Origin of the sequence: Mesorhizobium sp. M5C.F.Cr.IN.023.01.1.1, assembly GCF_003997585.1 — a bacterium.
In the GTDB taxonomy this organism is placed as follows: Bacteria; Pseudomonadota; Alphaproteobacteria; order Rhizobiales; family Rhizobiaceae; genus Mesorhizobium; species Mesorhizobium wenxiniae.
On record NZ_RZSU01000043.1, the window covers coordinates 1 to 26,715 of the forward strand.

Annotated in this window: 16 protein-coding genes and 5 pseudogenes; 5 read left to right on the top strand and 16 right to left on the bottom strand. The window is 58.5% G+C overall.

Annotated elements, in window-relative coordinates; translation table 11 throughout:
- Positions 1 to 110: pseudogene (locus EOA78_RS36450) on the top strand (IS630 family transposase); the annotation flags it as partial.
- Between the two features lie 1,372 nt (positions 111 to 1,482).
- Here EOA78_RS36450 and EOA78_RS18240 read toward each other — a convergent pair.
- From EOA78_RS18240 to EOA78_RS18275, 8 genes and pseudogenes are all read right to left on the bottom strand, one after another.
- Positions 1,483 to 2,791, bottom strand: a pseudogene (locus EOA78_RS18240) (CapA family protein).
- Positions 2,792 to 2,955: 164 nt separating this feature from the next.
- Positions 2,956 to 4,539 (bottom strand): ABC transporter substrate-binding protein, encoded by a 1,584-nt coding sequence (locus EOA78_RS18245; RefSeq protein ID WP_127316333.1) that lies wholly within the window; start codon positions 4,537 to 4,539, stop codon positions 2,956 to 2,958.
- Positions 4,540 to 5,024: 485 nt separating this feature from the next.
- Positions 5,025 to 5,384: a hypothetical protein gene (locus tag EOA78_RS18250; protein ID WP_127316334.1), complete on the bottom strand. Its 360-nt coding sequence runs from the start codon at positions 5,382 to 5,384 to the stop codon at positions 5,025 to 5,027.
- A 434-nt stretch (positions 5,385 to 5,818) separates the two neighbouring features.
- Positions 5,819 to 7,486 carry an ABC transporter ATP-binding protein gene (locus tag EOA78_RS18255; protein ID WP_127316335.1) on the bottom strand — a complete coding sequence of 556 codons (1,668 nt, stop codon included), beginning with the start codon at positions 7,484 to 7,486 and terminating at the stop codon, positions 5,819 to 5,821.
- Positions 7,486 to 8,310 (bottom strand): ABC transporter permease, encoded by an 825-nt coding sequence (locus tag EOA78_RS18260; RefSeq protein WP_127316336.1) that lies wholly within the window; start codon positions 8,308 to 8,310, stop codon positions 7,486 to 7,488. Before EOA78_RS18260 ends, EOA78_RS18255 begins: the two co-directional genes overlap by 1 nt.
- 7 nt (positions 8,311 to 8,317) lie before the next feature.
- Positions 8,318 to 9,277, bottom strand: coding sequence for an ABC transporter permease (locus tag EOA78_RS18265; protein WP_127316362.1), 960 nt, complete (start codon positions 9,275 to 9,277; stop codon positions 8,318 to 8,320).
- A gap of 11 nt (positions 9,278 to 9,288) precedes the next feature.
- Complete coding sequence (locus EOA78_RS18270) at positions 9,289 to 10,872, bottom strand: ABC transporter substrate-binding protein (RefSeq protein ID WP_127316337.1); 1,584 nt, start codon at positions 10,870 to 10,872, stop codon at positions 9,289 to 9,291.
- Positions 10,873 to 11,432: 560 nt separating this feature from the next.
- Positions 11,433 to 12,401, bottom strand: coding sequence for a succinylglutamate desuccinylase/aspartoacylase family protein (locus tag EOA78_RS18275; RefSeq protein ID WP_245467764.1), 969 nt, complete (start codon positions 12,399 to 12,401; stop codon positions 11,433 to 11,435).
- Here EOA78_RS18275 and EOA78_RS37105 point away from each other — a divergent pair.
- Together EOA78_RS37105 and EOA78_RS18280 are read left to right on the top strand one after the other, a co-directional pair.
- Positions 12,384 to 12,836 carry a hypothetical protein gene (locus EOA78_RS37105; protein WP_245477575.1) on the top strand — a complete coding sequence of 151 codons (453 nt, stop codon included), beginning with the start codon at positions 12,384 to 12,386 and terminating at the stop codon, positions 12,834 to 12,836. The genes EOA78_RS18275 and EOA78_RS37105 overlap by 18 nt on opposite strands.
- A gap of 159 nt (positions 12,837 to 12,995) precedes the next feature.
- Positions 12,996 to 14,165 carry an IS110 family transposase gene (locus tag EOA78_RS18280; protein ID WP_245477577.1) on the top strand — a complete coding sequence of 390 codons (1,170 nt, stop codon included), beginning with the start codon at positions 12,996 to 12,998 and terminating at the stop codon, positions 14,163 to 14,165.
- A gap of 275 nt (positions 14,166 to 14,440) precedes the next feature.
- On the opposite strand, the gene istB is transcribed toward EOA78_RS18280, so the two are convergent.
- Complete coding sequence (istB, locus tag EOA78_RS18285) at positions 14,441 to 15,187, bottom strand: IS21-like element helper ATPase IstB (protein WP_127316339.1); 747 nt, start codon at positions 15,185 to 15,187, stop codon at positions 14,441 to 14,443.
- Positions 15,120 to 16,611: pseudogene (istA, locus tag EOA78_RS37110) on the bottom strand (IS21 family transposase); the annotation flags it as partial. The pseudogene istA (EOA78_RS37110) and the gene istB, both read right to left, overlap by 68 nt.
- 165 nt (positions 16,612 to 16,776) lie before the next feature.
- On the opposite strand from istA (EOA78_RS37110), the pseudogene istA (EOA78_RS18300) reads away from it, so the two are divergent.
- A pseudogene (gene istA, locus EOA78_RS18300) lies at positions 16,777 to 18,262 on the top strand (IS21 family transposase).
- Positions 18,259 to 18,813 (top strand): annotated as a pseudogene (locus EOA78_RS18305) (ATP-binding protein); the annotation flags it as partial. The pseudogenes istA (EOA78_RS18300) and EOA78_RS18305, both read left to right, overlap by 4 nt.
- A gap of 171 nt (positions 18,814 to 18,984) precedes the next feature.
- On the opposite strand, the gene EOA78_RS18310 reads toward EOA78_RS18305, so the two are convergent.
- The 6 genes from EOA78_RS18310 to EOA78_RS18335 all read right to left on the bottom strand — a co-directional run bounded on the left by EOA78_RS18310 (position 18,985) and on the right by EOA78_RS18335 (position 26,658).
- Entirely contained in the window at positions 18,985 to 20,055 is a 1,071-nt protein-coding gene (locus EOA78_RS18310; RefSeq protein WP_127316343.1) for a serine/threonine-protein kinase, read from the bottom strand.
- On the bottom strand, positions 20,052 to 21,119 hold the full coding sequence (locus EOA78_RS18315; protein WP_127316344.1) for a serine/threonine-protein kinase: 1,068 nt from the start codon (positions 21,117 to 21,119) through the stop codon (positions 20,052 to 20,054). Before EOA78_RS18315 ends, EOA78_RS18310 begins: the two co-directional genes overlap by 4 nt.
- Positions 21,116 to 21,979, bottom strand: coding sequence for a hypothetical protein (locus EOA78_RS18320; RefSeq protein WP_127316345.1), 864 nt, complete (start codon positions 21,977 to 21,979; stop codon positions 21,116 to 21,118). The genes EOA78_RS18315 and EOA78_RS18320 overlap by 4 nt, the downstream gene beginning before the upstream one ends.
- Positions 21,980 to 22,538: 559 nt before the next feature.
- A complete protein-coding gene (locus tag EOA78_RS18325) occupies positions 22,539 to 23,933 on the bottom strand; it encodes an MmgE/PrpD family protein (RefSeq protein ID WP_127316346.1) in 1,395 nt (464 codons plus the stop codon).
- A gap of 52 nt (positions 23,934 to 23,985) precedes the next feature.
- The gene (locus EOA78_RS18330; protein WP_127316347.1) at positions 23,986 to 25,380 is read right to left on the bottom strand and encodes an MmgE/PrpD family protein; all 1,395 of its coding nucleotides are present in this window, start codon (positions 25,378 to 25,380) and stop codon (positions 23,986 to 23,988) included.
- Positions 25,381 to 26,196: 816 nt separating this feature from the next.
- Positions 26,197 to 26,658: an Lrp/AsnC family transcriptional regulator gene (locus tag EOA78_RS18335; RefSeq protein ID WP_126057703.1), complete on the bottom strand. Its 462-nt coding sequence runs from the start codon at positions 26,656 to 26,658 to the stop codon at positions 26,197 to 26,199.
- Positions 26,659 to 26,715: the final 57 nt, after the last annotated feature.

Consider the following 26,715-nt stretch of genomic DNA (forward strand, 5'->3'; position numbering starts at 1 on the left):
CCGAGAGAACCATCAAGGCGTTGTGGGACACGGTCGGCGCGGTCGTCGACCTCTTCACCACAGCCGAATGTGCCAACTACTTCAAAGCCGCAGGATATGAACCGGATTAAACAGGACGCGCTCTAGTGCCGACAATGCGGCCTGGTTCTTTTATACCAACTGAATGGTGCACCAGCGGACTAGCCACCTTACGCAAATTGTTCCTCTATCAACGCAGGAAATCGGCGTTTTTCTTATCCCTACGCGCATAAAGCCTGCCGCCTCGCATATCAGCCGGCGGCGCTGAACCTGTGCACAACCTTCTCGGGGATGGCGAATCCGGTCCTTCGAAGCCGTTTCGCCACAGCCTGCCGCAGAAAGTGATCGATCCTGCGGAAAACACTGCCCCTCACTTGGGTCTGTCGAGATAGACGATCTCGGCCCGCGACTGAGGCTCATCGGCCCAACCTTCCGAGACCATCGCCCTCGCTCGTGCCCGACGCTCAATAGCTTTGCCCACGCGAGGATATGCATATCGGAAGGATAGTGCCGCAAGCCGAGCCGCGCTTATCATTGATGCTGACGAAGCGTGGCCGCATCGTTAGGATGGGACAACGGCGAGAGGTGAGGGCGACGCCGCTTCCGTCTTAATGGAGGTTGTAGGTCGAGCCGCCATACTCCGGAGTTGCTGATCCGGATTGTACAAGTAGGCACCCCATTGGCGGATAGGCTCGTAGTCGGCGCGTCGGCCCCGCCGCGCCAGTCATTGGCGTAGGCCTAATAGGTGACCATCGGAGCAAGAAATGCGATTGGCGCGAAAGGCCGCCGGCGCTTTGGGAGGGCGTAGAAGGGCAGCCAGTCTTCGCCGTCACGATGGTCAGGTGAAACGCATAGGCGCCGCTGGGCATCCTCCGGGACGGTTCAGGTGAAATCAGGCTGCCATTCGCTATCATCGAGATCGCCGGCGTGGAAATGTTTGGCGGCGTAAACGCGCGGTGCGTTGCGCCAGCATACTTCGCGCCCGCTCCATTCGCGCCGATTTCCCGGGCCTCGGGCCGATCGAAAGAACGACGGCGTGGGCTCCCGCTACCTCGGCAACAGGGCAGCCGAGGGATCGATCACGCCCGGCCGGACCAGCAGCGTCCAGGTGCAAGCCGCTCGCGGATCCCTTGCGCGCCTGGTCTCAATGGTGCCGTAAGAACCGAGTCTGACCTCCTGCCGGCGCCCACCAAGGCTCTGATCGAGAAGATGCGACAAGTCCTCGAAGCGCATCCCTGGTCTGTGAGGATTCGGGTCGGCGCTTATAACGCGCAGCAGACGGGCGCGATATGGACCGGCTCGCGTAGGCTCACATGCCCAACGAATGTCTCGCCCGGGCGATGAGAGAAGCGATCGAGATAGCCGAGTGATCGGGATTTCGGTTGCGCACATGATTTCCTGCCTGCTGTTATGCTGGACGGGCTGTCGCTCGGGTGATTTTAAGTGTTCAAAGCGTCATTGTGGTCATCGCAGCGAGTTGGGCCGCAATCTGATCACACCGATGTCGTTCTCGATGGCGATCTCGGTCCCAAATGGCCTCGAGAGTTTCTGTAGACGCTCCAGAATGGTCTTCGCTTGCTCCTGATTTACGAGCCGTGGGCCGCCACGATTGGCAAACCTCTTCGAGTGACCGAGTTCAATCGGGTATAGTCGCAATTCGGCAAGCTGGTTCTGCTCGAACCGGCTGGCGGCGATGACGCTTTCCCAAAAAACCGTGTCTGAATGGCCTGCCATTTCGGCAACCTTCACCTCGGCATCCGTGTCGACCCGAGGGTCCTTGGCGTAGTCGCCGAATATGTCAGCACCCGGGGGGTCCCGAGGTCGTCCTGGAAGAAGTTTTCGAGGCTATAGCAGATCGGGCGGCCCTTGAAGATCTCGATGCCTCTCAATTGATGAGGTCCGTGCCCAATATAAGCGTCTGCCCCGGCATCGATTAGCCTATGAGCAAACGATTGTTCGTAGTCAGGCGGCTCCTGGCTCCAGTTCCCAGGCTCGTGACCATGGTTCGTGACGATGCAAAAACCGGAGAACTGCTTGCCCCGGTGAACATTCGTAAAATGTCGGCGACATCGCGCGCGTCTGTTTCGAAGCTGTATCCGACCTTGTCGCCCGCTTTATATGCCGTTCCGGCGAGCACGACCTTATTGGGATCTTCGGAGACAGGGATGTCGGTAGGCAAGGCAGAACTTATCAGCCTTACATGCTTGAGCATTTCGGGCGAAACCACGATGCTTTGCACCAAACGAAGGGCGTTCAGTCCTGGTCTGCCTGGGGCTTCACCGGCGGGGTCGCCCGCACGGGCCATCGGCTTGAATGTTGAAGCACATGACAGCAACGCCACGCGACCGCGTGCGGTCTCGAAGAAGCGCGCGGCGCTGGCTTGTGCGAGATTCTCGCCCACCCCCTGCATGGGTGATCCCGTTTTGATCGAGCACTCGGCTGGTCTCGCGCATGCCTTCAACGCCCGAGTCAAGCGAATGGTTGTTTGCGCGACCCAGGATGTTGAATCCCATCGCCTTTAAATCTGGGCCAACCTCCGGCAGGCTGAGGAGATATGCACCGCCGTACTCAGCCTGAGGACTTCCACAGAACGATCTGATATCGAAGATGTTGACTTCCAGGTTGCCAAACGTGACGCCAGCATCATGAAGGATCTTGACGACGCCACCGAAGCCAGGATCCTGAGATTTGGTCACCGACGTGACAGCATGAGGTCGCCAACTGCTACCATCGTGAAGCCATCTGCAATGTTCGTCGCAATCGAACCGACCACATCATGCCCAGCTGCAAGTCGGCCTGATGACCAACGTGCTCGTTTTCATAGATGCTCCTAGTCTAGCTTCTTCCTGCCGCACTCGGCATGTGATGGCGAACAGGAAGAGTTGCCCAGCGCAACGCGCTGGGCAACTAGCCCATTACGCCGAGTTCACACTATGTTCACGCTTCGAGCCAGCATTGCCTGAAGGCGTAGCCGTCCATCAGCGAACCGACCCGTCCGATGTAGCCGCCAACATTATCGGAGATCGCGTCAATGGATTGGTTGAACATGGGCACGATCGTTCCGCCCTCATCGCGAACGATGATTGCCATTTCTCGATAAAGGTTCTCCCGCTTGTCCTGGTCGAGTTCGCCGAGCGCCTCGATCAGCAGCTTATCGAACTTCTTATTGAAAAAGTGCGTATCGTTCCAGGGCGCCGTCGATAGATAGGCAGTCGAGTACATCATGCCCTGCGTCGCTCGCGCGCCCCAATTGGAGGCGCAGAAGGGCTGCTTGTTCCAGACATCCGACCAGTAGCCGTCTCCGGGAAGGCGTTTGACTTCGATTTGGATGCCTGCTTTAGCGGCGCTCGCCTGAAAGAGCTGCGCGGCGTCCACGGCGCCGGAAAAGCCAGCGTCTGACGTCCGGAGCAGAATTGGACCGCTGTGGCCCGACTTCTGATAATGGAACTCGGCCTTTTCAGGATCAAAGGTGCGCTGCTCGATACCCTCGGGGAAGAGGGGTTGGGACGCATTAACCGGAATGTCGTTGCCGACCGTTCCGTAGCCGCGGAGGACCTTGTCAACCATTTCCTGACGATCCACCGCGAGTTTGAGCGCCATCCTGAGATCGTTGTTGTTGAAGGGCGCAGTGTCGCAGAACATATTGAAAACGTATTGGCCGGAACCCGCCAGGGCCTCGATCTTCAGGTTGGGCACGCGCTTGACGAGATCGACGACCTTGGGTTCGACACGGTTAATCATCTGCACTTGGCCGCCCTGCAGCGCAGAGGCGCGGGCGGTGGAGTCATTGATAACGACGATCTCGACCTGATCGGCGAAGCCTTCCTTGTCTGACCTCCAGAAATTAGCGAAGCGCTCGCCGCCGTGGCGCACGCCTGGCTGGTTGACGGACACCTTATAGGGACCTGCGCCGATGCCTTCTGCCGGATGGTCCTTGCCGCCGTTGGGCTGGATGACGAGATGATAATCTGACATCAGGTAAGGGAACTCGGCATTTGGGTTCTTTAGGGTGATGACGACGTCGCGGCCATCGGCCTTGAGGTTCTCAATGCCGGCCAAGATACCCATTGCGCCGGAATGCGAGTCGTTACTGGAGTGGCGTTCCAGCGTTGCCACAACGTCTTCCGCTGTCACGGTCTTGCCATTGTGGAACTCGACGTCCTGACGGATCTTGAAGGTCCACACTTTGGCGTCTTTGGATGAACCGATTTCCTCGGCGATTCGATGCTCCAGACCGCCGTCCGACGTCTGCGCCACAAGATACTCGCCCCAGCATTTTGCGAAGTATGACATAACCTCGATGATTGTCGCGGGATCTAGATTGTCCGTCGCTTCCCCGCCGTTGAGGCCAGCTTTCAAAATCCCGCCTCTTTTCGGCGTCTGTGCCAGCGCGGCGCCGGCAAGAAGCGAGTTGGCGAAGGTGGCACTGACGCCGAGGGCCGTTGCACGGCCGAGAAATTCACGCCGGCTCAACCGCCCCACAGCAACGCGTCCGCTTAGATAGTCGAGTTCCTGTAACATTAACATGCTCCCTATTTTTGTTTTGTTCCCTCAGGACCGAGAATGCGACTTTTGATGTGCGCATCGTCTCGCCGATTGTTTGATGCGGGCAGCTTTGTGTCAAATTCAGTGTGTGTATCGTCACCATCTAGCAGCGAGATGGGCGGGACAATGCCGCAAAAAGAACGACTCGGCTTGAAGCGTGCGGACCGTGTCCCCCTCCGCGAAATTTGGCAGTGATTATGCATGCGATGCTGCGAATGAACTGGCTGTCCCACCCCCACGGAGGAATGCCCGCCGCTGTGGGATCCTGCACACGCTCGCCTACGACAATTTCCTCAGGCCATTCAACCGATGCGTTTTCGACAAGTGGCTGAGTTCATCCCCCGAAGCGGGAAGCCCCGCATCTTTTTAGAGCTTTCTGGAAATTGTCTTGATGGTTAGGTCATCGGTCGGCCGCCGGCGTCGATCACTCCGGATCATAAAGGGTGAGCTGTCTGGGGCCTCTACCTCGGCTTGTCGAGGCCAGCCTTTCTGTCGAGGCAGTATGTCAGGATCGGCAGCAGCAAGCCGATCGGGTTGTTGAAGTCGAGTAGCCGCTTCCAGCTTTCGATGGTGAGATTGATGGCAGCATAGAACACGGTTGGGGGCGATGCCGCCGCTGGGCTTGGTGGCGGATGGAGCACAGATCTTGCGGTCTGTCGGTTGTGCCCTGGCGACTCACGTAAACACGGCGTAATCAGTTGCAGAGCCTTGGCCAGGACGTTGCGCGGCAACTCCTGAGCGGGCGCATCCAGTCTTGCGGATTCGGGAACTGCGGCTCGGTGATCGCTGCCGTTACGAACGAACCGATCCAGCGCCGACATAGTCCGCACCAGGGGCGGGGGTTGACAGCCATGGAAGTGCGGCACCCACATGCTTAGCTCAAGGGCCACCCACGCGCGATCCACACAGACGCAAGTCATCTAGACGGTTTCGATTCCCAGACATCGAGCCACCCGCCCCCTCCACGATCGCGCATCGATGTACCGATGACACAGCTGAGCAAGAAGCACTTGGGTGATTCCAAGCGGGGAGCAACCGTAGGTGCCGATCCGCCCGGTGGACTACGGCCGGGAAGCGATCCAAGACAGTGTGTCGTAACCGTCCTTGCGTCGTGCTCATGCAGGGCGAAATGCCCGCCAGATAAAAGAGTCCACGAAACACTGGCGTTGCAGACCTACTGAAAAGATTGCGACCTTGTCCTCTTATTTTTGGCCGCGGACCAACCCCGGAATTTGTAAAGCCTCGGTTTAGGTGGTCAATTCCCCGCACTCTCCATGCGGCGCCCGTCGATCGCATGCTCCAGCCACCCGACTTCCATTTCAGGCACGGAAGATAGCAGGAGGTCGGTATACGCGTCGAACGGCGGTGTTAGCACCTGCGTCTTCGAGCCGTAGCGGACCACCTCTCCGCGATACATCACCGCGATCGAATCCGCGATCGCCTTCACAGTCGCGAGGTCGTGCGTGATGAAAAGGTAGGCGACGTCCTCAATCTTCTGCAGACGAAGCAACAGTTTTAGGATTCCGTCTGCCACCAGCGGGTCGAGAGCGCTCGTCACCTCGTCGCAGATGATGAGCTTCGGCTTGGCCGCCAGCGCGCGGGCGATGCAGACTCTCTGCTTTTGCCCGCCTGAAAGCTCAGCCGGATACCGGTCGATGAAGCCCTTGCCCATCTCGATCTCGTCGAGCAGTTCGGCGGTTCGGGCATCGCGCTCCTTTCCTCGCATGCCAAAATAGAATTCGAGCGGCCGGCCGATAATGGTACGAACCGTCTGGCGCGGATTCATCGCCACGTCCGCCATTTGATAGATCATCTGCAATTCGCGCAAATCGTCCTTCGAGCGGTCGGCAAGCCTGGGCGTGAGCGTGCGGTCGGCGAAGGTGATGCTGCCGGCGATCGGCGGCAGCAAGCCCGTGATGACGCGGGCGAGTGTGGATTTTCCGGAGCCCGACTCGCCAACTACAGCGAGCGTTTGGCCGTGATGGACATTAACCGAGACGTCCTGAAGAACCTTCACAGCACCGCCGCCATAGGCAGCCGTGACGTGCTCGACAGAGAGCAGCGGCATCGGCGTAGGTCCCTTCTCCTCATGCTCGATCGAGCGCACCGAAACCAATGCCTTGGTGTAGTCCATGCGCGGTGCCTCGATGATCTGCCGAGTTTCGCCATGCTCCACCGTCCTACCATCCCGCAGCACCATGATCTCGTCCGAGACCTGGGCCACCACCGCAAGGTCGTGGGTGATGTAGAGCGCCGCGACGCCTGTGTCGCGGATAGCATCCTTGATGGCTGCCAGCACGTCGATTTGCGTCGTCACGTCGAGTGCTGTGGTAGGCTCGTCGAATACGATCAGGTCGGGTTCGGAGCACAACGCCATCGCAGTCATCACGCGCTGCAATTGGCCGCCAGACACCTGATGTGGATAGCGGAAGCCGATGCCTTTGGGATCGGGCAAGCGCAGTTTCGTGAACAGCGCCAGCGCGCGCTTCTCCGCCTCTGCCTTGGTGGCGACGCCGTGCAGAAGCGCTGCTTCCACCACTTGGTCCATGAGCCGGTGCGCCGGGTTGAAAGCGGCAGCAGCCGACTGCGCGACATAGCAGACCTCGCTCCCGCGCACCCTGCGTAAATCCCGGACGCCGCCCTTGAGGATGTCGCGGCCGTTCAGGAATACCTCGCCGCCGGTGATACGGACGCCGCCGCGGCCATAGCCCATTGCGGCAAGGCCGATGGTCGACTTTCCGGCGCCGGATTCACCGATCAGCCCCAGTACCTTGCCCCGCTTCAATAGCAGCGAGACTCCGTCCACGATGGTCACGTCGCGCGGCTTCTCGCCAGGAGAATAGACGGTCGCCTCGACCTTAAGATTGCGGATGTCGAGCAGAGCGCTGTTTTCGCGCCGCGGCTTTGCGTGCACCTTAACCATTATTCCCGTCCTCCCTTGAGGCTGGAGGTGCGGGTAAGCACCCAGTCGGCTACCAGGTTGACGGAGATTGACAGCATCGCGATCGCAGCGGCCGGGATGAGGGCGGCAGGTATCCCGAAGACAATGCCGTCCTTATTTTCTTTCACCATGCCGCCCCAATCGGCCTCCGGCGGTTGCACGCCGAGCCCGAGGAACGAGAGCGCCGAGAGGAACAGCACCGAAAAGATGAAACGCAGGCCGAGTTCCGCCACCAGCGGCGACAGCGCGTTGGGCAGGATCTCGCAGAAAATAATCCAGCCGAGACTCTCGCCGCGCAACTTAGCTGCTTCGACGAAGTCCATTGCGTTGATGTCGGCCGCAACGGCGCGCGAGAGGCGATAAACGCGTGTCGAACTCAGAACCCCCATGACGAGAATAAGCGTCACGTTATTCGAGGGCAGCACTGACAGCACGACGAGGCCGAATATCAGCGTCGGTATCGCCATCAAGAGGTCGACGAAGCGCGACATCAGCGTGTCGACCAGACCGCCAACGACCGCCGCCATGAAGCCGAGGATGGCGCCGAGCGAGAAAGACAAGGCGGTGGCCATGGCGGCGATGAAGATGGTGGTGCGGGCGCCATAGACCATGCGCGAGAGCAGGTCTCGCCCCAGATTGTCGGTCCCCAGCCAGTGCGTGGACGACATCGGCTCCCAGATGTCGCCGATGATCTGGCTCATTCCAAAAGGTGCAATCAGCGGGGCGAAAAGGGCGCAGAGGAGGAACAGCGCGGTGAGGATGAGGCCGATGCCGGCACTGACGGTGAGATTCTTTGAGTCGAACATAGCCGTCCTACTTCGGATGCCGCAGGCGCGGGTTGGCAAGGATCGCGCCGACGTCCGCGACGATGTTGAGCCCAATGTACACGGCAGCAAAGATGAGACCGACCGCTTGGACCACCGGCACGTCGCGCTTGACGACGTGGTCGACCAGATATTGCCCCATGCCCGGATAGACGAAGATCACCTCGACAACGACGACGCCTACCACGAGAAAGGCCAAGTTGAGCATGACGACGTTGATGATGGGCGCGATGGCGTTCGGGAGGGCGTGCTTGCGGATGATGTCGAAGGCGGAAAGGCCCTTAAGCTCAGCCGTCTCGATGTACGCCGATTGCATCACATTCAGGATGGCGGCACGCGTCATGCGCATCATGTGCGCCAGTACGACAAACACCAGAGCCGTTGCCGGCAGCACGATCGCCTTCAGCTTCTCCAGGAAAGGCATGCCGTCATAGACGGTCGAGATCGACGGGAACCACTGCAGCTTCACGGCAAGGAATAAAATAAGCAAATAGCCGATGAAGAATTCAGGCAGCGATGTTGAAGCCAGCGCAAAACCCGAAATGGTCTTATCGATAGGGCCATTGCGGTAGCGCACCGCCAGCAGCCCAAGGACGATGGCGAGTGGAACTGACACCACGGCAGCCCAGAAGGCGAGGAACAGCGTGTTCCACAGCCGTGGCATCAGGGTCGCCGTGATCTCCTGTCGCGTGGTGAGCGCGGTACCGAGATCGCCGGTCAAAACCCCGCCCAGCCAGTGGAAGTAGCGCACATAGGCAGGGTCGTTCAGCCCAAGCTCCCGGCGCAGATTGGCGACCGCCTCGGGCGTGGCCGCCTGACCGAGGATCGACTGCGCCACGTCGCCTGGAAGGATCTGGGTGCCCGCGAAGATCAGCACGGAGACGGCGAATAGGAGGAGAATGCCCAGCGCGACGCGCTGGGCAACCAGCCTCAGAACTGGCGAGCCCATAAGCACCATGTTCATGCTTCGAGCCAACACTGCGTCAAGGCGTAGCCGTTCATCAGCGAGTCGACCCGTCCGACGTATCCGCCAACCTGGTCGGAGATCGCATCGATGAACTGGTTGAACATCGGCACGATCGTCCCGCCCTCATCGCGAACGATGATGGCCATCTCGCGATAGAGGTTCTTGCGCTTGTCCTGGTCGAGTTCGCCGAGCGCTTCGCTGAGCAGCTTATCGAACCGTTCATTAGTGAAGTGCGTGTCGTTCCAGGGTGCCGTCGACCGGTAGGTGGTCGAGTACATCCACCCCTGCGTCGCGCGCCCCCTCCAGTTGGACGCGCAGAAGGGCTGCTTATTCCACACTTCCGACCAGTAGCCATCTCCCGGCTCGCGCTTGACCTCGACGGCGATGCCGGCCTTGGCCGCGCTCTGCTGGAAGAGCTGCGCTGCGTCCACAGCACCGGCAAAGGCAACATCGGAGGCCCTCAGCAGGATCGACCCGCTGTGGCCCGACTTCTGATAATGGAACTTGGCTTTATCCGGATCGAAGGCGCGCTGCTCAATACCCTCGGGGAAGAGCGGATAGGCTGCATTAATCGGGAAGTCGTTGCCGACGGTGCCGTAGCCGCGCAGGATCTTGTCGACCATCTCCTCCCGATCCACCGCGAGCTTGAGCGCCATCCTCAGATCATTGTTGTCGAAGGGAGGCGTGTCGCAGAACATGTTGAAAACATAGTGGCCGGGACCCGGCAGGGCCTCGACCTTCAGGTTGGGCGCGCGCTTGATGAGATCGATGACCTTGGTTTCGACCTTGTTGATCATATGCACCTGGCCGCCCTGCAGCGCGGAAACTCGGGCTGTGGTGTCATTGATGACAACGATCTCGACCTGGTCGGCGAAGCCCATCTTGTCGGACTGCCAGAAATTGGCGAAGCGCTCGCCGCCGTGGCGGACGCCGGGCTGGTTGACGGTTACCTTGTAGGGACCTGCGCTGATGCCTTCGGCCGGATTGTCCTTGCCACCGTTGGGCTGGATGACGAGATGATAGTCCGCCATGAGGTAGGGGAGCTCGGCGTTCGGCTCCTTGAGGGTGATGACGACGTCGCGGCCATCGGCCTTGAGGCTGTCGATGCCGGCCAAGATGCCCAGCGCGCCGGATTGCGATTTCTTGTTGGAATGGCGTTCCAGCGTCGCCACAACGTCTTCCGCGGTCACGGTCTTGCCATTGTGGAACTCGACGTCCTGACGAATCTTGAAGGTCCACACTTTGGCGTCTTTGGATGAGCCGATCTCCTCGGCAATGCGAGGCTCCAGTCCGCCGTCCGACGTGAGCGCCACGAGGTACTCGCCCCAGCATTTGCCGAAGTAGGACATCAATTCGATGAACTTCGCCGGGTCGAGGTTGTCCGTCGCCGCCCCGCCTACGATGCCGGCTTTCAGAATGCCGCCTTTTTTTGGCGTCTGCGCCATGGACGCGCCGGCAAGAAGAGAATTGGCGAAGGCAGCACTGACGCCGAGCGCCGTCGCACGGCCGAGAAATTCACGTCGGCTCAGCCGGCCCGCAGCTAAACCGCGGCTTAGATTGTCGAGTTCCTGCGACATTGATTAGCTCCTCTATGTTTGACTCTGTTCCCGGGTACAGAAAGTGCGGTTTTTTGTTTTGGTAATGATACATTTGCGTTTGCGCCGCTTTATGCAGAATCCTTCGGTGTTCCGGTACGGAAACTGCGTTTTCATGGTCTCAATGCAGAATTCCGGCGACCAAAGGGAGATCTGCTCTGTGGCATCAAGCTAAGGCGCGCGGTGGATGTTCGGACAGTGATTGGCGGGCCGAGGGCCGAGCTATTGCTCCCACGCAGCAAGCGCCGGCTGCTCCACGACGGAGCTAACCTGATAGGTTGCAGTTCAGATTGCGAGCAGGACTGGTCGGCGTGGCGAGGAGGGCGCTGATCGAGCAGGCCGTCTGACAAAGCCGAAGCCTCACGCGCTACGACAGGGGGGTGCCGGAGTCCTTGATAGCTTACCGATAAACGACGCTCGCCCGGCCGCCTCGCCGGCGTCGTGCATTGGGATCTGCAGGTACCCTGCACAATCGACTGCTGGCGCGGCTCAACGCACTTGGGCAATAGAGGTTGAGACGCTTTCATTGTCTCAGCGTTTGCTTACGGAAAAGGATCCCCAGTCTGCTGTTCGATGGGTGAATTGCCCGCAATCCAGGCGACAGTCCCGCCGGGAACTACGACCTGGCTGTAGAGATACCCGAAAATAACACCGGAGGCGCTTGCCTTCAAAGAACTCCGGTCGCCTGACGCAGGATCGAGAATTGTCCCAATCTCTTCGCCGGCCTGCACATGGTCACCGGGGGTCTTCGAGAAAATGACAATCCCAGGGGCACTGGCTCGCACGTAGTCAACGCAGTCGAGCGTCGTGTGGCACGTGACAACTTGCGACGGCGGCTGCGTCGCTCCCTCCAGAAGGCCAACTGCCTCCATGAAGCCAATCAACCCTCGCGCGTCTTCGATCGCAACATCGTCGCGAAGACCCTTTGACCCGCGATACTCGAGCGTGGCCGACAAGCACTCAGTTATCGAGACGTCCGGAAGAACTTCCTGTGCTGCGCGCCACGGCAGAAGGCATGCTGTAGGAAAATCTGTAAGCTCGGGAACGCCGCCGATCGTGGCCAAGCTGCCGATGTAGCGCGACAACAGGTCTGCGGCAGGATGGTCGGGATTGGAAACGTATGCATAAAGGACCGCTTCGTCGGCGCAATGAACGTCCAATACAAAATCGGCGTCAACAGCGAGCCTGAGAAGCACCTGCTTCAGGCTATCAAGCTCGTTTTTTGGAACGAGTGCGGAGACCGCCTTCAGCATTGCACGTTTGACAGCCTCCCCATTCATAGCGAGCCCCTCGCTTCGGAGAGCTGCGAATTGCGCCCCCAGCAGAGGGGTCAGGTCCGGAAAATTGCGGTTGAAATTACCCCCCAGCCCCAAGTCAGCCCGGCCAGCATGATACCCTTGGATTCTCTGAGATAAACCAATCGGATTGGCACATGGGACTATGATGATCTCTCCGTTCGGCTCACCCTCTCTTTCTTGGAGCAGTCTCACAAGATGGCTGAGGATCACCATCCCCGGGAGTTCGTCAGCATGGAGGCCCGCCTGCAAGTAAATTTTTGGGCCTGGGCGACCAACTCCGAAACGGTGGACGGTAACCTGACGCCGAGTACCGATCGACGAGGGGAAAAGGGCGATATCTTCTACAACAGAATGCATACCGATCTCGTTGTGTTGGCCGGAGGTGACCTGGGGAACCCCCGCGCATTGGCTGCAATGCCCTGCTTCATGCGAGCTAATGTGGCAAGAATATTTTACAGATGGCGTGCATCTAACTTCTATATTGCAAAAAAATTTTACTTGGCTGCCTCCCATCTCAAAGTAGCCATCTCTTCGCATTCTTCGCAGGGTGAACTGGTCCAGGGCGCTGCTCGAAGGCCCAATGTCAATGACCGTGGAATCGGGACCCCGCATTTTCGCGCAAAAGGGACCCCGGTTTTGGGGCGGTGAAGGGCACGCCGATGAGCGCCCGATCAGGCGGAGCTGGTCGGGGTTGCACAGCCTGATCGGGCGCGGCTGATTGGCTTTAGATTCCATGAGGGGTGAACCTGCGACCGGCGATCTGCAAGGGTGCAGCTTCACAGAAGCTGCTCACTCCAGGGGGTCATTGTGGTCACTACCCATTTTCAAACCGAAACGCCCACTGCAATTCGAACCGATCTCGGTGCGATTTTCGTCTCGTTGGAGTTGAGCCGGTCTACTTGGTTGGTCACATCACTGTCGCCGGGTGGCGGGGAAAGGATGTCGAACCATGCCGTGGCGGGCGGCAACGTCAGTGAATTGCTGGCTCGATTTACTCATCTCCAAGAGAAGGCTCGTTCGCGATCTGGACGGTTGTTCCCAATCGTGACGATCCAAGAGGAGGGCCTCGACGGCTTCTGGATTGATCGTGTGCTGGAAACCAACGGCATTGAAAGCTACGTGGTCGACGCTGCTTCGATTGCAGCGTCTCGCCGCCGGAAACGAGCAAAGACTGACAAGATCGACGGCGAGGCGCTCGTGCGCGCGCTACTCGCCTTCAAGCGTGGTGAACCTCGTGTCTGTGCCATGGTCAAGGCGCCAGGCCCGGAAGAAGAGGATCGGCGACGCATTTGCCGCGAACGTAGGGTGCTGATCGCGGAAAGGGTCGAGCACGTCAACCGCATCAAGGGGCTGCTCTTCGCGCAAGGCATCGGCGGCTATCAGCCACTGAGAAAAGATCGTCGCAGACAACTGGAAGACCTTCGAACTGGCGGCCGAGTGCTGCCGCCACATCTCAGGGCCCAGATTTGCCGTGTACTCGATCGGCTGGAACTGCTGCTCGATCACCTTGCAGTCGTTGAGCGTGAGCGTGATGCCTTGGTGGAAAGGGTTGAATGCGAAGCCAAAGCCCCGGAACCGGCAACAATGCTATGTGCAATCAAAGGCGTCGGCCCGGAGGTAGCTGCAGTCCTTTGGACCGAAGGCTTGTGTCGGCAATTTGATAATCGTCGACAGGTCGCGGCATACGCCGGCCTGGCGCCGACGCCTTGGCAGAGCGGAACCATCGATCGAGAACAAGGCGTGTCGAAAGCAGGCAACCCGCGGCTGCGAACAACAATGATTCAGTTGGCCTGGCTGTGGCTCCGCAACCAACCGTCATCTGCCTTGAGCAGATGGTTTATTGATCGCGTCCAGTCGAATGGCGGGCGGCACAAGAAAAGCACGATCGTTGCGCTGGCCCGAAAGCTGCTGGTCGCTCTCTGGAAATATGTCACCTTCGGCATTGTCATCGACGGCGCAGTGCTGAAGTCGGCCTAAGCTCTCACGGAGACACAATCGCGTAATCTTCCAGGACTGATCAATCCTGCCGGATCCAGGTGGGCGAACCGGCTCAAAGTCTGGCTTCAGATGCCGTGCTTTAGAATGGTCCCGTCCTCCTGAGCCTTTTGCCGCAACGCAAGCGGAATGATGGTGCAGCCGCAAGTACGGCGACCGTATGTGCGTTTGAACCGGCCGAGGAGAGCCGCGTCATGCGAAAGGCTCAGACCATGGAATCTGACGACCGGGAAGGAAACAATCCATGTCTTGACGCGCTAATCCTCATGTGAGCTTTGAGAGCGGCTCTTGAAGCGCCAGGAGTCGTTTCCGGTCTCGACGATCTCGCAATGATGCGTAAGGCGATCGAGCAGCGCGGTGGTTATCTTGGCATCACCGAAGACGCTCGGCCATTCGCCGAAGGCAAGATTGGTGGTGATGATGACGCTGGTGCGCTCGTAGAGCTTGGAGACGAGATGGAAGAGCAACTGCCCGCCGGCCTGGGCGAAGGGAAGATAGCCGAGTTCATCGAACACGACGAAGTCGAGCCGAGTGAGATGGTCGGCGATACGTCCCTGTCGGCCGGCACGGGTCTCGGTCTCGAGCCTGTTGACCAGGTCGACGACATTGAAGAAGCGCCCGCGTGCACCGTTGCGGATCAGTGCCCGGGCAATGGCGATCGCCAGATGCGACTTGCCCGTGCCGGTGCCGCCGACCAGGACGACGTTGCGCTGATCGGCAACGAAGGCGCCGCCGGCGAGATCACGGATCAGACTCTCGTTGACTGGCGTCCCGGTGAAGTCGAAGTCGTCGATGTCTTTCGCCAGCGGCAGCTTGGCGACGGTGAGCTGGTATTTGATGGAGCGCGCCTGCTTCTCCGATATCTCAGCCTGCAGCAGATCGCCGACGATCCTCGGCGGCTCGTGCTGCCGCTTGATGGCGACGCCCATGATCTCGTCATAGGCCGATCGCATCCCGTAGAGCTTCAGCGCTCCCATCAGTTCCAGCACTTCGGTGCGTTCCATGGCTGTTTGTCCTCCTGAGACTGTCATAGCGGGCGCAGTCGGCGATCGGCTCGTGAGCCAGCTTCAGCGCCTGTGGAATGGAAAGGATCGTGCCCGGCGCCGGATCGCGGCTGCGGGCCAGGATGTTGAGGATCACCGCCGCCGATGAGACACCATGATCGAGGGCTTCCTGACAGGCGCTCTCGACCGCGCTCAATCCGTCGGTCAGAACGCAGGTGAGGATCGACACCATCTGCCGGTCGCCGTCATCGGCAGCGTTGAGCTTGCGGCGCACCTTCTCCATGGCTGACGGCAGAACCCAGGCCCGGAACGGCGCGCCGTTGCGTAGTCCGCCAGGCTTGCGGGCCAGAACCGGCACGTAGTGCCAGGGATCGTAGACGACCTCGTTGCGGCCAAAGGAGCGAACGTGTTCTCCCACGACCACGCCATCCTGGCGGATGACGATGCGGTCGGCATAAGCATGGATCTAGACGGGCCGACCGACGGCACTCGACAGCACCGAGTATTTGTTGTTGTCGAAGCGCACCGTGCAGGTCTTCGACACCGACGCGGGAATGCAATGGTAGCCGTCGAAGCGACCCGCATAGGGAATGAAGCTGGCGCGTTCTTCTTCGAGTACGTCCCAGATCGTGCGCTCACCCTGTTCGGGATGCCGACGCGCCTTGGCATTAGGCAACGCATTTGTCGGCCAGCCAGCCGTTGAGATCCTCCAACGTCTTGAAGCGCAGCCTCGGTGTGAAGAAGCGCTCGCGCACCAGCCCGACCTGGTTCTCGAGTTGCCCCTTCTCCCAGCCGGCCGCCGGTGTGCAGGCCTCCGGCTCGACAAGGTAATGCCCGCACATCTGCGCAAAGCGGCGGTTGTAGCGGCGATCCCTGCCGATGAAGCGTCCACCGCCGTCTTCATGTTGTCGTAGATGCCGCGCGTGCAGGCGCCACGGAAAAAGGCGAACGCCCGGTCATGCGCGTCGAACACCATCTCCTGCGTCTGGCGCGGATAGGCCCTCACGAAGAACATGCGGCTGTGGCAGAGCCGCATGTGCGCGACCTTCACTGTCACCGTCACGCCGTCGAGCAGGACGATCTCGGTGACTCCAGTCGAACTGGTAGGCCTCGCCAGGTGCAAAACTAAGCGGAATGTAGGCCTCGGCCGCGGCGCTGCCGCGTTGCTCATCCCAGTCCTGCGCATGCCGCCACACCGAACTGTAGCTGCCGTCATAGCCGAGGCCGCGAAGCTCCTCGAAGATCCGGATCAGCGTCAGCCGCTCACGCTGCGGTTTGGCCGCGTTTGCCGACAGCAGCAGATCCAGCTTCTCACGCCAGGCTCCCATCCGGGGATAAGGCTGATGCTTGCGCTCCTAGCGGAACTCCGTCTCGCTCGAACGCAGGACCTTGCGCACCACCTTCCGGGAGATTCCCAGTTCCCGGCGTGCGGCAATCAAAGTGAGAGCGCAGCGTCAATCAGGATGAGAATGCCGCCGGCGGCGTTCCTTTCGGAGCGTGTCTGGTGTTCGCGGCCGACCGGGTATGCCGGTGGTTTTTCCGTTTGGAGGAATCACTTTGTGCCCGGCCGCCACGTAACCGATCACCAGATGAGGCTTTTCATGAAGTTCCGGCAGACCCATACGACGGCCGTCGCGGCGGCGAAGGCGTCGATCAGCACGGCCACGGCCTATCGCATCGAGAAGGATTCGAGGCTGCCCTCGCAGAGGAAGGTTCCGCGACAACGGCGCCGCCCCGATCCGCTCGCCGACATTTTTGAGGCCGAGATCGTTCCGCTGCTGCGGACCGCGCCCGGCATCCGACCGGTCGCCATCTTCGAGGAGATGCTGCGGCGTCATCCCGAGCTGGGCAACGCCATTCGCCGCACGATCGAGCGTCGCGTCCGATCCTGGCGCGCTGTCCATGGCGAGGAACAGGAAGTCATCTTCCGGCAAGCGCACGAACCCGGCCGCCTCGGCCTGTCGGATTTCACCGATATGGGCAGCGCTGGCGTCACCATCGCCGGACAGCCGCTCGATCACCGTCTCTACCATTTCCGACTCGCCTATTCCGGCTTCGAGCATGCCCATGTCGTGCTCGGCGGCGAGAGCTTCGTTGCGCTCGCTGAAGGCCCTGCAGAACGCACTCTGGTTGCTCGGCGGGGTACCGCGCGAGCACCGCAGCGACAGCCTGTCGGCGGCGTTCCGCAACCTGGACAAGGATGCCCGCGCGGACCTGACGCATCGCTACGAGGAACTGTGCGGCCATTACGGCATGACGGCGACCCGCAACAATGCCGGCATCGCGCACGAGAATGGCTCCATCGAAGGTTCTCACGGCCATCTCAAGCGGGCGATCAACGATGCATTGCTGATGAGGGGATCGAGCGATTTCGACGATCTGGCCGTCTATCGCTGCTTCGTCGACGAGATCGTCAGCCGCGTCAACGCCCGCAATTCCAAGCGCATCGACATCGAGCGCACCGAACTCCAGGAACTGCCTGTCCGGCGCACGTCCGACTATGAGGAGGTCTCTGTGCGGGTCACGTCGGCGGGCGGCTTTACGCTGCGCAAGGTGTTCTACACCGTGCCTTCACGCCTGATCGGCCACCGGCTCAGGGTGCGCCTGTTCGACGATCGGCTGGATATCTTCATCGGCGGCACGCAGCTCATGACCCTGCCGCGCGGGCGGGCCTCGCCGTCCGGCAAGCACGACCAGGTCGTCAATTACCGGCACGTCATCCATTCGCTGCGCCGCAAGCCGATGGCGCTGTTGAACTTGGTCTACCGCGACCAGCTCTTTCCGCGCGAGGCCTATCGGCGAACCTTCGACATGCTCATGGATCGGCTGCCGGAGCGGCAGGCTTGCCGCATCATGGTGGATCTTCTCGCCATTGCGCACGAGCGCGGCTGCGAGAGGTAACTGGCCGATCAGCTGGACGCATCGCTGCAGGCGCGCCGATTGCCCGACATGGCGGCCTTGCGGGAACGGTTCGCGCCCGATCCGTCCCGGCTGCCGAATGTCGTCGTGCGCCTTGCTCCGCTCAACGCCTATGAAGCCCTGGTCGGGGCCAGCCTGACGGGAGACGCGGCATGAAGACCAACAACGCCGTCGATGCCGCAAGGCTGAGCCTGCTCCTCAACGAGCTGCGCCTGCCGGCCATCAAGGTCATGTGGCCCCAGTTCGCCGAACAGGCCGACAAGGAAGGTTGGCACGCCGCCCGCTTTCTCGCCGCGATCACCGAGCACGAACTGGCCGAACGCGATCGACGCCGCATTGAGCGGCATCTCGCCGAAGCCCGCCTGCTGCCGGGAAAGACCCTCGATGCTTTCGAGTTCGAGGCGGTGCCGATGATCTCAAAGGCGCAGGTGATGGCGATCACCGCCGGCGACAGCTGGCTCGAGAAGGGAGCGAACCTGCTTCTGTTCGGCCCGCCCGGTGGCGGAAAGAGCCATCTCGCCTCGGCCATCGGCCTCGCCCTTATCGAGAACGGCTGGCGGGTCATGTTCACCCGCACCACTGATCTCGTCCAGAAGCTTCAGGTCGCGCGCCGCGAACTCGGCCTCGAAGCCGCCATCAACCGACTCGACCGCTTCCACCTGCTGATCCTCGACGACCTCGCCTATGTCACCAAGGACCAGGCCGAATGGTTACTCTGTACCAGCAGGCGGGTTGCGAAAGACAATAGCGGGCTACCTCTGCCTTCTCCTCTTCTGATACTGCGATAATGCCATACGGAGCTGATCCGTCTGATGCGACAGCCAATTGGCTAGACAACACTACCAACGTGCCATCGACGATTGGGAAAACCAGGAAAGCTACGAAAATAGTGCCTTAACAATCGGAAAAGCCCGATCCCAGGGCTGACCGGAATCGCGCCCAAACCACACCCGCGAGCCGACACTCACCGACCCCGATCCGTAAAAGCATTTTGGGTGCCACATCAAGACGGAACCTTTCTCATCTAAGATGCGACCCGTTACGCCCGGTATTTGGCTCACCGTGCCAAAGCTATAGGTTGTCGTTCCGTAACACAGAACTTCGCAGAGCCCAACTAGCTGCTCCGCTGTTGGGCGTTTGGTAATGTCCTTATCTAAGCACTGCAGAATGATGTCATACAGCTGACCGCCAAGTGTCTTGAACTGTGCACCGTTTAACAGGCTAGGTTTTTTGGGCGGAACGGCATCAACAATCTTCGGAATTGATTTCAGGCCAGTTCCAAAGGGTAACTCGCCAGAAAGAAGCTCGTAGATTATGGCCGCAATCGCCCACACGTCGGAGGATTTCTTCGCCACCCTGAAATCATTGATCGCCTCTGGTGACATATACGGTATGGCGCCGAGAACAGTCTTCGAGGATGTTGCGCCGCCGACCTCCGCCCATTGCCCGATCTCCTCCTCAGCCATCTTAGCAATACCAAAGTCTGTGATTTTCACGTCGTGAAACAATGCACCTCCAACGACCATGATGTTGCTAGGCTTCAAATCGCGATGGACCACGTCAGCCGCATGCGAAGCGGCCAGACCTTTCGCTAATTGATGCAAAACACGAGCACAAGTAGAAGGGGGCAAATACGGAAGATTGCCAGCCATCACAGCAAATAGGTCGGTATCTGGAATCAACTCCTCTACAAGATACGGCCTGCCGCCTTCCTCAAAGTAATCAAGTGTCTTTGCTACGTTTTGATGATTGACCCGCGCACTGACTACAGCCGACTGCTTAAATCGCTTCACCCCAGCGTCGTCTTTCGGTGTTTTCAACGCAACATCTCGCTCAAACAGAATGTCGAAAGCGACATAAACGTGCTGCATTCCCCCTGCACCAATCCAATGCTTGGGTACATAGCGCTCTGCCAGCGGTGGCGTACCTGTTGAAATCGGCCCCTTCAATTCATGACCTCCGGATGGGATATGTCCGCAGTAATCGACGTTCGCCCACGCAGTGAAGGATCGCCCAGTACAATGACAGATGATCCTTGCAGAACGTACCCCATCATCATCTGTTTATTGTTATGGCGCACATGACCCGAGAACGCAGTGACTACAAAATCGAACCCGTTATAACTTATCGTAACCGCGTCCGATCCAGAGCTTAATTTCACCTGTTTCTTGGCACCATCCACCACATGATCCGTTCCGTTATGTGTGAGAAGCATGCGATGCTTCCCGTAGAGCAACTGCTTTCCAAGCGCTGTTTTTAGGTCGGCTGCGGACGGTCTAGAAGATGGATTACTACTGAGGCAACGGTTGAGCAGCACGGTGGTACCAACAGAAAGCTTCAACGGTATGTTATCGAAATTCGTTGGGACCGCCGGGACAGTTGGAGGCGTACAACCAAGTTCTGGAGGAAGGTTGCCCCCGTTGAAAAGCCACAGAGCGGTTGCACCAAATGCGAAAACGTCAACTGAGGCATTAAAGTTATGATTTCCGTTTTTATCCAGTTTAAAAACCTCAGGGGCAGTATAAAACTGAGTGTAATACAACTGTTTTGTCTTTGCGTCTGCCTTCATCTTGGCTAATCCAAAATCGAGTATCTTCAACACCCCGGAATTATCGATCTTCATGTTATCCGGTTTGATATCTCGATGAACGCGGTTAGCTAAATGGATGTCATTGATCCCGGAGATAATCGAATAAAGGAGTCCAAGAGCTTTCGATTCGCTTGTTGCGGGATCGAGGGGCTTCAACGGAGATCCTTCAATGAATTCCTCCACAAATCCGACTATATCGGACCCGTCTCTCAAAACGTCTAAGACCTGCACCACATATTTCGACCGTATGTCTGCTAGTGCTGACAGTTCGTCCATTAACCGGTGCTTTTCGATACCAGCCTTTAGCGACTTGACGACCACCTTACGCTGGAGATTCTCATCGCGACAGACCAACGTGTCTGACATTCCCCCGCCCGACAAAGTCTGTATCACCACGGCGTAGCGACTTGGAAGATTGATCATGATTCTTCGCTATCCTGGCTTCCGAATTCAATGTTAAGCTGAGGCTTAGCAATTACTACTTCATCCTTAGTTTTAGCAATGTTGCTTTCGGCTTTTTTGTTCGGCTTCTGCCGGACACGTGGGGTTTTCTTCTGCTTTGGAGCTATCGTTGCCGGGGGTTTGTCTATGGGCAACTCTAACCCCGACGACGCGGGTGTTTGGGGGCCATCCAACCATATCTCAAGCTTATCGCTTTGCCCCCAAAGCGTCAGTTCGACCCCTTCACCAAACTTAGGCGTCCAGCCAACCTCAGAACCCACTATCGAGACTGCTGTAGAGTTGTCCTCAACGCCAATAGCTTCTGCCACATATATGACTTTGCGAACGAGTTCAGTGGGACTGAGAGAGTGCTTTGCTATCCCGTCGAGTGTCTTTCTTCCGATGCTGTGTGCGCCATCAGATGTCAAAAGATAGGTCGACCTCATGCCATTTGGGAGGCGAAAAACATGTGGTTCGATAGTTGCGCCAATGCCGACAAACTGAAGTAGTCTATTGTCGAGAATGTCTTCATTGGCACCGCTAGGAGGGCGCAACTGTCCTCCAATCGTATCATCTCGGGTGATCAAGCTAAGCCCGTCAGATCCGCTGCATTCATAGAGGCGACTGTCTCCCACATGAACCGCCCAGGCGTCTCTCGTGCCGGTCGCTACGATGGCAGTAAGGGTGGTCCCCCCACTGCCTCTAAAGCGCCGGTAGACCTCGAGATTCGCCGCAGAGACCGCCTCATAAAGCTTTTTTTCGATAGGGTGCCGCGAGGCCGTGGCGAACTGGCCGATGAAATTGCTCGCGGCGCACGCCGCTGCCTCCCCTCCTGCAGCCATCCCCCCCATTCCATCGCAAACAAGAGCGATAAGAAATTTCTGACCAGATGGCATTGAGACTGTCGCTACGGCTGCACGGTCTTGATTATCTTGGCGAACAGGCCCTTGTAGCGTGCCTATAGCTAAGCCAGCACTTGATTGCGTACTTCTTCCGGGGAGCTCTCTCGACAGGAAGAACTCTATGCGTTCTATCAGTCCCGTTCTCACAACTGCTCCAATTTGGCGCGGGATTCCATTTCTCGTAGCTAGTATCCCACAAGGACGGCGCCCTACAACTGTAACCGCGCGGGGCAGTGACTTTTTGAGCTGGAATCCGCGCACCAAAGGGACGTCGGCCGGATTGGTGACTTTCCTAGGGCGAGCATTTGGATGACTGACACTCAAATGCGCTGACATATTGCCGTCTTTGCGGGACACAGATGCGCGCGCATGAGGTACACAACTGAAGAATGCGATACGTGGCGGATGGTCATCCAAAATACTGAAATCGTTTGAGGAATTCCGCTCAATGCGCGGTTCGATTTCGCCGCTTTGCCCGGCCCACGGAGTACGTAGGTCTTCAGTCTGCGACGAGAGCTGACATGAGAACTCTTAAATCCGATAACCGGTCCATCTGCTCAATCGCCGCAAGCGCGCGGGCGGTGTTGGCGGGACTCAGCACGGATCTTGCGCAGTCCTCGAACTTGGACACAAACTCATCCCCCGCCATCGGGTTCTCCGGATGGCCGCGCATGTATTGCACCGTCTTATCTATCACCCGCCCGTCCTCAAGCGAGATTTCAACCCGGGCGGCAGCGCAGAAGCTTCTCGGGTTGGGGCTGGTTAGTTCGGGATCGAAGTCGATGTTTGAAATGTTGATCAGCCGCTGGATGACTGGATCATCGACTACTTCTTGAGAGAATTCGGCGAGAGATACGCGCCCCCGAGCCAGCGCAACCGCGGAACAAAACTCCATACTGAACTTGCCCTCCATAGGCGCTTGAGGGGCATGGTACGCCAGGTCACCACCCACTCCCGGAGCAAGCACGCATCGAATGGACCTTACGTGTTCAGGTTGGATGTTATGGCGATTGCGTAATTCGAGAATAGCATCGATGGCCGAATGGGTATCGAGGCAGGAGGGATACTTTTTGAAAACAATACCTGGCTCTCGGATATCAAATGGATTGCCGAGGAGCGAAGCGACGTCGGTGGAACGCCCGCCCTGCGATATGTACGTGTTAAGAAAGCCGTTTGTGCCTTCGAGCGCATTGGGACTTGCGGTGGCCCCTGCCGCAGCTAAAAGCGCCGCCTCCAGGCCGTCCCTCGCTGCAAAACCGCAATGCATTGGCTTTACCATCGAGCCGATATTCGCACGAATACCGGCTACACGGGAGGCGGCAATGCCGATGGCGGTAGCTGTATGTTCAGCGTCGAGTCCGAGTATCTTCGCGGCTCCGGCGGCAGCGCCAAACACGCCGAGTGCTGCGGTGGCGTGCCAACCGGACTGATAAAGCTCGTAACCAGAAGCACGGCCGAGCTTTGTCATCACTTCAATGGCAGCGGCATATGCGAGAAGGACATCTCGGCCCGAACGATCTGTCAGTTCACCAGCCGCCAAAATCGCCGGCAGTGCGGGCGCAGTAGGGTGCCCGCACATCGGGTCGCTTACGTCGTCGAAATCGCAAGCGTGTGCCATTACACCGTTGGCGAGGGCCGCGCCGAGCGCGGAGCTTTGAACGGAATGAGCAAGAACTGTTGCTTTTTTATCCTCACCGGCTCCGGGCACTATGGTGTCCAGCACCATTCGGGTTACCGGCTCCCTTGCACCCGCAATCACGCAGGCCAAGCAGTCCATGATCCCGAATTTCAGAGTAGTAAGATCGGTTGGCGACAGCGCGCCAAATTCCAGACCGCTGACAAACCTTCCTATCGCCATAGACAGAGAGGCAGCACCGTTAACATTCGAGTTCATAAGGATTGCCTATTTCGATATCAGCTCGTCTCAGTGATTAGATTCGCCGGAACTACCTGCCGCCCACTAACAGCTCGAATAGCGGTGCCAACGTGGGCTGCTTATCGAGGTGGTTGATGAAGTCGCCGATCGATCCGAGTTGTTTCTCGGAAAACGGGACCATGGACATTTCCGCACAAGCTTTTAATTTCCGCACACCATCAGCGAGCGAAGCCGGATTTTCCGGGTGTCCGAATGCCTTGTCGACTCGGATGAAATGCTCCGCTCCGCCTTTTAGCCTCACTTTGACCGTCACCGGCGAGTTGGAATAAAGGCCGTGCGTGCGTTCGATGTCCGGATCAACTTCAATTTTAGTGAGCGCCATGATCCGGCGAACGGCCTGATCCCCAAGCGCATCAGGAAGGAAATCGCGAATTGCAACTTCGCCGCGCTGGGCCGCGACAGCTGTGGCGTACGGCAGGCTGAAACGCGCTACGACTGGATCCTTCGGATCCCATTTTTGATCGCGTGGCTGGACTACAAAATCCTCAGCGAGACGATTCAATCCGAGCTCGATTGAGACAATATCCTCGCCAGTAAATTTGTACCTCTGCCGCAATTGCAGAAGGCCGTCGATCGCAGGATGTACGCATTTACAGGCAGGCCACGGCTTGAAGCTGATGGAAGCGTTCACATACTCATTCCCGAGTTTGTCCATAAGCAAATCAAGATCGTAGGCGGGTTCGAAGGCCTTGTAAAAGCCGTACCTCCCAAAGAACGGATCCCGCGGTCCGTTGAAGCCCACCATTGCTGATAGTGCTGACTCCAGTCCAGCACGTGCCCGCAACCCCTGCTGCAGCGAGACTGTGTGAGCAGCCTCTTCGTACATTTGCAATTCTCCAGCAGCGTGCGCGTAAGCGATCCCGAACGCATTGCGGGTTTTTACTTCATCAAGCCTCAGCAACTTGGCACTGACTGCGGATGCGCCCCAGACCGCGACCATATTGTCGCGTCCTGTTTCTATGGCGTTGGTCGTGACGCTGCGGGCAAGGCGCACGTGCAAATCGATGGCCGTCGCGACTGCGCAGAGCAATTCGCTCCCGGTAATGGAAGGGTCGCGTTCGGCGAGTGCTAACGCCGGCGGCACGTCATAGGCGCTTGCGTGGCAACCGTTGATACAGAGCTCATATGTCTCATCAAAATCAAGGGCTCTGGCCGTCGTCGCATTGACCAGGGCCGCCAAGCTGGCGGGCAGCTTCTCACCGGAGATCCAAACCGTACATTCTGGCCTGCCGCCAGACAACGCGCCCAAGTCGCGAGAGAAGCGGGCGATAGGATCATTCGATCCGCCAATGGCGCACGCGATTGTGTCAAGGATTGAAAGCTTCGCACGTTCTATCGCTTGCTCAGGTATCGCCTCCAGATTGGAATTGAGAACATGCCTAATGAGTTGCGTTGTAACGTCCATTGCCATACCTCCAAGCGATCTGGATCGAGAGCCCTAGCGCGAGCCGTCGATCGGCGGCCTCGACACCGGCAGATGAGAGACGATCTCGTGTCGATCCATCCCCACAACAAAGCCGAAGCAGTCAGCGCTGTTTAGATGTAGGGCCGATAAGGACGCGATTTGCATAAATCATGCCTGTTTCGAGCAGGAAAGCTGCGTTTTTCTACCGTGTCGCGCGCAACCCGGATTACTGAGGTGTAGAAGATTGCCGAACGCCAGCGGACACCCGGCTTTTCGTTCCAAGTGCGCCTAGTGCTGCCCCAAGAAGATACGCGACCTTGCTGCAGGGGCATGGCCAAAAGCGCAGCGTTCATCCAATATTTCGTCGGGCTACCCCGGCATTGCTAGTGCTCAGCGTTTGCATGTTTTGTTCTGAGCACCCGCGGCTCAAGGAAGATCAATAGGGACGTCTCACAGCCGCGAATACGTGGTGGTGGACCCCGGCCAACATCATGCTGATGCAGTTCTCAAGCAGGCGGCGCCAGCGCTGATCGGCAGCGGAGACATCCGATCGCAGGGCATCGCCCCGGACGATGTTCGCAGGTGGGGCACTGATCCCGGCGCAGTTTGAAAGCCTACAAGTGTAGCCGACAAAAGCGGAGTCATCGATGCAGCGGCCCACAGGCGAGCTTGCGGTCAGGCTGATGAGGGCGTCGAGATAAAGACGCCTAGCCGCCCTAAATCGCATATCTCCGGACCAACAGCGATGGCTACCAAGTTGATGCGCTTAAGACCGTAAAGTGCCGGCGTAAACCTGGATGCGGGCGCATACTGCCGTTATTCTTCAATAGGCAGAGCCAAGGATGCCTTGATCCGATCCATTACGACCATCGTCTTGACTGCTTTGATATCAGACTCATGAAAAAATCGGCGGGTAAATGCCTCATACTCGGCCATGTCTTGGACAGAGATTAAGAGAACGAAATCGGCTTCACCCGTTACATAGTACGCACTCATGATCTCAGGCGTGCGCCGGACCGCTTGCTTGAACCGATCAATTATATCTACCCGCTCACGCTCGAGACTGATCGACGCCAGCATGAGCATGGGACGACCCACGGCTTGTGGCGAGACTATGGCAACGTCAGCCTCGATCACACCTTCATCACGCAGTCGCTTCAGTCGCCGCTGACAAGCGGTCGCAGAAAGGCCCGCAAGTTCGCCCAGTTCGGCTGTCGTCAGGCGATTGTCGCGCTGCACTGCGTTGAGAAGCTTACGATCAACTCGATCCAGGTCCATTTGATGATCACTGCAAAAAAGTGAGATTTGCGCAGAAAAACTGCTTGGCTCACCCGA

Bases quoted from the DNA above. Each gene is read 5' to 3' on its own strand.
- EOA78_RS18245 (WP_127316333.1), bottom strand. From the start codon at position 4,539: ATGTTACAGGAACTCGACTATCTAAGCGGACGCGTTGCTGTGGGGCGG.
- EOA78_RS18250 (WP_127316334.1), bottom strand. From the start codon at position 5,384: ATGTCGGCGCTGGATCGGTTCGTTCGTAACGGCAGCGATCACCGAGCC.
- EOA78_RS18255 (WP_127316335.1), bottom strand. From the start codon at position 7,486: ATGGTTAAGGTGCACGCAAAGCCGCGGCGCGAAAACAGCGCTCTGCTC.
- EOA78_RS18260 (WP_127316336.1), bottom strand. From the start codon at position 8,310: ATGTTCGACTCAAAGAATCTCACCGTCAGTGCCGGCATCGGCCTCATC.
- EOA78_RS18265 (WP_127316362.1), bottom strand. From the start codon at position 9,277: ATGGGCTCGCCAGTTCTGAGGCTGGTTGCCCAGCGCGTCGCGCTGGGC.
- EOA78_RS18270 (WP_127316337.1), bottom strand. From the start codon at position 10,872: ATGTCGCAGGAACTCGACAATCTAAGCCGCGGTTTAGCTGCGGGCCGG.
- EOA78_RS37105 (WP_245477575.1), top strand. From the start codon at position 12,384: ATGGCTGAGGATCACCATCCCCGGGAGTTCGTCAGCATGGAGGCCCGC.
- EOA78_RS18275 (WP_245467764.1), bottom strand. From the start codon at position 12,401: ATGGTGATCCTCAGCCATCTTGTGAGACTGCTCCAAGAAAGAGAGGGT.
- istB (WP_127316339.1), bottom strand. From the start codon at position 15,187: ATGGAACGCACCGAAGTGCTGGAACTGATGGGAGCGCTGAAGCTCTAC.
- EOA78_RS18315 (WP_127316344.1), bottom strand. From the start codon at position 21,119: ATGATCAATCTTCCAAGTCGCTACGCCGTGGTGATACAGACTTTGTCG.
- EOA78_RS18320 (WP_127316345.1), bottom strand. From the start codon at position 21,979: ATGGCTGCAGGAGGGGAGGCAGCGGCGTGCGCCGCGAGCAATTTCATC.
- EOA78_RS18325 (WP_127316346.1), bottom strand. From the start codon at position 23,933: ATGAACTCGAATGTTAACGGTGCTGCCTCTCTGTCTATGGCGATAGGA.
- EOA78_RS18330 (WP_127316347.1), bottom strand. From the start codon at position 25,380: ATGGACGTTACAACGCAACTCATTAGGCATGTTCTCAATTCCAATCTG.
- EOA78_RS18335 (WP_126057703.1), bottom strand. From the start codon at position 26,658: ATGGACCTGGATCGAGTTGATCGTAAGCTTCTCAACGCAGTGCAGCGC.